Genomic DNA, 4,810 nt, shown 5'->3' on the forward strand with positions numbered 1-4,810 from the left:
CTGCTTTCGCGATAAATTCGGTTTAGCAATTTTAAAGAAAGTGGATTGATATCTCGAAGTAAAAACATATAAAACCTATTTGAACACAACTTGATATTTTTTATTATATCATATTAGATGTTTGTGTAATTAATTTTGTGAGACTACTTAGTGCCAGGACAAGACTTAAGCATCGACCTACAAGCATTATTGGTATGGCTAGGTAATTATGGGCATATGTCTTATGAAAAGCAACAAGAATTGCTGCGGGAATTAGGTGGTATTGAAATTGGTATCGGGACATTACAAGCAACCAATGCGCGAGTAGCTAATGCTGTAAAGCCCGCCGTTAAAGACTTATGGCAATGGGCACCGTTACAAGCTAACGTCCATGTCGATGAAACCCCGTGGTGTGTTAAGGGCGTCAAAGAATGGTTGTGGACAGCTACAGGTCAAGATTTTTGCCTGTTCCATGCTGCGGACACTCGCAGTCGCTCAGAATTAGAAACAATGCTGGGGAATGAGTTTGCTGGAGTGTTGAATTCTGATGATTTTAGCGTATATAACGGTGTGATTGTGGGAGCGCAGCAGAAATGTCTGGCCCATCTACGACGACATTTTAAGAAAGTTCTTCAAATCAGTCACGGTAACAACACTGTCGTCGCAGAGGCATTTTTGGAATTAATTGATGAGGCATTTCGACAACATCGACTCCGGGCGCGAGCACCCTGAAGAACTTGATTATCACACTTGGGCGAGGGACTTTAAGACCAGACTGGCAGAATTGTTAAATACTTGGATTGGTCATGTTGGTTATACTGCTGGACTGTTGCTGCGCTCGTTGCGTGAGAAAGCGAACCAATGGTGGTATTTTTTAGACCACCCTTCCATTCCTCCTGACAATAATTTGGCAGAACGTTCACGGAGATTAGCCGTGACTAAACGTAAAGTATCTGGCGGTTCCCGCTCCATGTCTCGATTTGAACAAACTGCTGATTTGTTATCTGTGATTCAGACTTGTCGGTTTCAAGGTATTCGCGCAATGGCTTTTTTCCGTGATGCTCTATCTGCCCATTCTTGTAACTTTTTTATGCCTTCTCTGATTCCCCAATCAAAGACCTGAATCCTTACGGTTTCTCTTCGCCCCAGCCAAGGGATACGGATCATGGGTAATTGTCCAGCCAGCCTTAATCAGAGCCTGTTTGACTACTTGATGATAAATGTCTCTTGCTGGCACGATCGCTCTCTTTTGCTATCGAGGTTGACACTGACTATTATAATGTGCAGAAGTCTCAACTAATGTGCAGAAGTCTCAACCATTATGCGAGAAATTCAATCTGAAACAACACGATCGCCCGTTAGCGAAGCCCTCGAAGAGGATCGCCCCACTCAAAGAGTCCTGAACCCACATCGAGGCCAGAAACCCGGTTTCTTCCTATATCTCTAGCCCAGAATCTGCGATTTTTCAGAGAAACCCGGTTTCTTCGCGTAACTCCTACCAAATCAAAATCTGGCAATACGCTAAATATAATTAAAATTTGTTAAGATTAACTCGACCTCAGCGCCGGCATCCCATCCGCCGCTAAACCAGCCCTTCCCCAGTCCCCACAACAATGCTGCGACTCGAACACATCAGTAAAATTTACCCCACAGGCGTCGTACTCAAAGATGTCACCTGGGAAGTCAAGCCAGGCGATCGCATCGGCTTAGTAGGCGTTAACGGTGCCGGCAAATCCACCCAACTCAAAATCATCGCCGGCGAAATCGAACCCACCGCAGGCGAAGTCATTCGCCCCGCCAGCCTCCACATCGCCTACCTCTCCCAAGAATTTGAAGTAGATCCGACTCGCACCGTCAGAGAAGAATTTTGGCGCGCCTTCAGCGAAGCCAACGAAATCCACGAATCCCTGATGCAAGTGCATCGAGACTTGGAAGCCTCCACCCCAGAAAATCTCGACGAACTGATCCACAAAATGGATCGGCTGCAACGGCAATTTGAAGGCTTAAACGGCTACGGTTTAGAAGCCCAAATCGAGAAAATTCTGCCCGAAATCGGATTTGAACCCGAAGACGGCGATCGATTAGTCAGCGCCTTCAGCGGCGGCTGGCAAATGCGGATGAGTTTAGGCAAAATTCTCCTCCAAAAACCCGACATCCTGCTGCTAGACGAACCTACCAACCATCTCGACTTAGAAACCATCGAATGGCTCGAAGTTTACCTGAAAGGGCTGATAACCCCAATGGTAATCGTATCCCATGACCGGGAATTTCTCGATCGGCTCTGCACCCAAATCGTCGAAACCGAACGCGGCGTTTCCAGCACCTACCTCGGCAACTACTCCTCCTACCTGCTGCAAAAAGCAGAAGCCAGAGAAGCCCAACTCAGCGCCTACGAAAGCCAGCAAAAAGAACTCGAAAAACAGCAAGCATTCGTTGAAAAATTCCGCGCCAGCGCCACTCGCAGCACCCAAGCCAAAAGCCGCGAGAAACAGTTAGACAAAATCGAACGCATCGAAGCCCCCACCGGCGGATTAAAAACTTTGCATTTCCGCTTTCCCCCCGCACCCCGCAGCGGCCGCGAAGTAGCAATAATTGAAGATTTGGTGCACACCTACGGCGAAAAAATCCTATTTTTGGGAGCCGACTTATTAATTGAAAGGGGCGATCGCATAGCCTTTCTCGGCCCCAACGGCGCGGGCAAATCCACCCTGCTGCGACTGATTATGGGTTTAGAAAAGCCTTCTGAAGGTACAGTCAAATTGGGAGGCCACAACGTCATCCCCGGTTACTTTGAACAGAATCAGGCAGAAGCCTTAGATTTGAATAAAAGCGTGATCGAAACCATTCACGACGAAGTACCCGACTGGAAAAATGAAGAAGTTCGGACTTTGTTGGGGCGGTTCTTGTTTACCGGCGAAACAGTATTCAAACAAGTCGGCGCTTTGAGCGGCGGAGAAAAAGCCCGTCTGGCTTTAGCAAAGATGCTGTTGACTCCCGTGAATTTGCTAATTTTGGACGAGCCGACAAATCACCTCGACATTCCGGCGAAAGAGATGATGGAAGAAGCGATTCAGAATTATGACGGTACGGTAATTATCGTTTCACACGATCGCTATTTCATCTCCCAAGTAGCTAACAAAATTGTCGAGATTCGGGATGGAGAATTTCGCCCTTATTTGGGAGATTACCACTACTATCTCGATAAAATAGCTGAAGAAAAAGAGCTAGCAAAGTTAGCCCAACTTGAAGCTGAAAAAGCAGCTAAAAAAGCGGAAAAAGAAGCCAAGAAAAAAGCGACTGCTAAGCAAAAATAGACCCACTGGTCTCAAAAGCCAGGTGAAGCCTTCAGTCCGGCAGGGGTTTAAACCCCTGCCTTAAAGCTTAAGTCGTCTTCAGACGACAGTTAAACTCCGACCCTCGTATAGAGACGAATGCAGGTTTTTATTAGCGAGTACCTCGACCGATGCAACAGTGCCAAGACTTCATTTTTGACTTGATAGAATCCAGCTACTACGTAAATTTTAACCCAAAATTCGATTAATCATCTGATTCGCCTGGGACTGGTAACTCCCGCCAAACAAATTAAAATGATTCAAAATGTGATATAGATTATATAAAGTTTTCCGCTGATCGTAGCCTCCCTCCAACGGCCAAACCTGATTATATCCCCGATAAAACTGCGCTGAAAACCCGCCAAATAACTCCGTCATCGCGATATCAACTTCTCGATCTCCAAAATACGCGGCCGGGTCAAAAATTACCGGTTCCCCCGCAAATGTTACCCCTGCATTGCCCCCCCACAAATCCCCGTGAACTAGCGAAGGTTGCGGTTCGTGACCTGCTAACAACTCAGGAATTACCTCTAATAAACGTTCCCCTTGGGGAAAATGACCACCCCGACGCCTCGCCAATTGTAACTGATAACCAATCCGATGTTCTGCCCAAAATTCTGCCCAATTTGCCGTCCACTTATTAATTTGCACAGTTGAGCCGATCGTATTATTAATATCCCACCCAAAAACTCCCCTCAATAAGCCAGAATTAGGCTCTTCTCCCCCCCTTAGCAAGGCGGGGTTGGGGGGGGTGTATTTGTGCATTTCGGCGAGTTTTCGCCCCATTTCTTCCCAAGCTCGATCGCCCCCGCGACTTCCCAAATCCAGCCATTCCACCACAATATAAGCTGAATTCCCCTCAGTTCCCCAGCAAATCGGCTCAGGTACTCGAATCGTCTGGGCTGCCCGCATTTGCTGCAAACCCAAAGCCTCGGCTTCAAACATCGCAATTTGGGAAGCTTGATTGATTTTCGCGAAGTAAGCGCGGGAACTGCTGCTAATAGAATAGCCTTGATTGATGCAGCCGCCGCTGACAGAATGGCGATTGTCCATAGAAAATGTTTCTCCGGTTGTTTCAGAGATGTGCGCGGCAATTTTGTCCCACATAGCATGAAATCGTGTTGAGGGTTGAGGGCGATCGAAATTAATTTAACAGGGATAGCGAATTAAAAATTAATCAGCAAAAACAAGAAAGCCCCTATCTGTACACAGAGGAGCTTTTGTTTAAAAGTGGTTCCAAGGATTGAGCTATTTTCGAGCTGCCGTGAATGACCAAATATATTTACCGGAGCATTTAACAAGCGATCTCGGGAGGGAATCCCAGTGGTTCCATTGCCTCTTTTGACAGTAGAGAAAAGTGGTAAGGGTGAAAAACCCTGAAGACTGCAGAGAATTAAGTCATCATCATCACCATGTGTAAAGAGAGGTCAAGCCCTCGGTCTATTAGTACGCCTCAGCTTCATCCCTCTCAGGACTTCCACTTAACGCCTATCAACGGG

3 protein-coding genes and 1 pseudogene are annotated in these 4,810 nt (G+C 46.8%); 2 read left to right on the plus strand and 2 right to left on the minus strand.

Features of this window, described 5'->3' with window-relative positions; all coding sequences use genetic code 11:
* Positions 1-147 precede the first annotated feature (147 nt).
* Positions 148-1,102 (plus strand): annotated as a pseudogene (gene tnpC / locus QT994_RS27170) (IS66 family transposase); the annotation flags it as partial.
* Here tnpC and QT994_RS27175 read toward each other — a convergent pair.
* Complete coding sequence (locus tag QT994_RS27175) at positions 1,091-1,216, minus strand: element excision factor XisH family protein (RefSeq protein WP_333050741.1); 126 nt, start codon at positions 1,214-1,216, stop codon at positions 1,091-1,093. The pseudogene tnpC and the gene QT994_RS27175 sit on opposite strands and share 12 nt — an antisense overlap.
* 376 nt (positions 1,217-1,592) lie before the next feature.
* Here QT994_RS27175 and QT994_RS27180 point away from each other — a divergent pair, with 376 nt between their 5' ends.
* Positions 1,593-3,293 (plus strand): ABC-F family ATP-binding cassette domain-containing protein, encoded by a 1,701-nt coding sequence (locus QT994_RS27180; protein ID WP_333180173.1) that lies wholly within the window; start codon positions 1,593-1,595, stop codon positions 3,291-3,293.
* 207 nt (positions 3,294-3,500) lie between these two features.
* Here QT994_RS27180 and QT994_RS27185 read toward each other — a convergent pair whose 3' ends face one another.
* Complete coding sequence (locus tag QT994_RS27185) at positions 3,501-4,418, minus strand: fructosamine kinase family protein (protein ID WP_333180176.1); 918 nt, start codon at positions 4,416-4,418, stop codon at positions 3,501-3,503.
* Between the last annotated feature and the right edge of the window lie 392 nt (positions 4,419-4,810).

This window comes from Microcoleus sp. S13_B4, from assembly GCF_036700885.1.
GTDB lineage: Bacteria > Cyanobacteriota > Cyanobacteriia > Cyanobacteriales > Microcoleaceae > Microcoleus.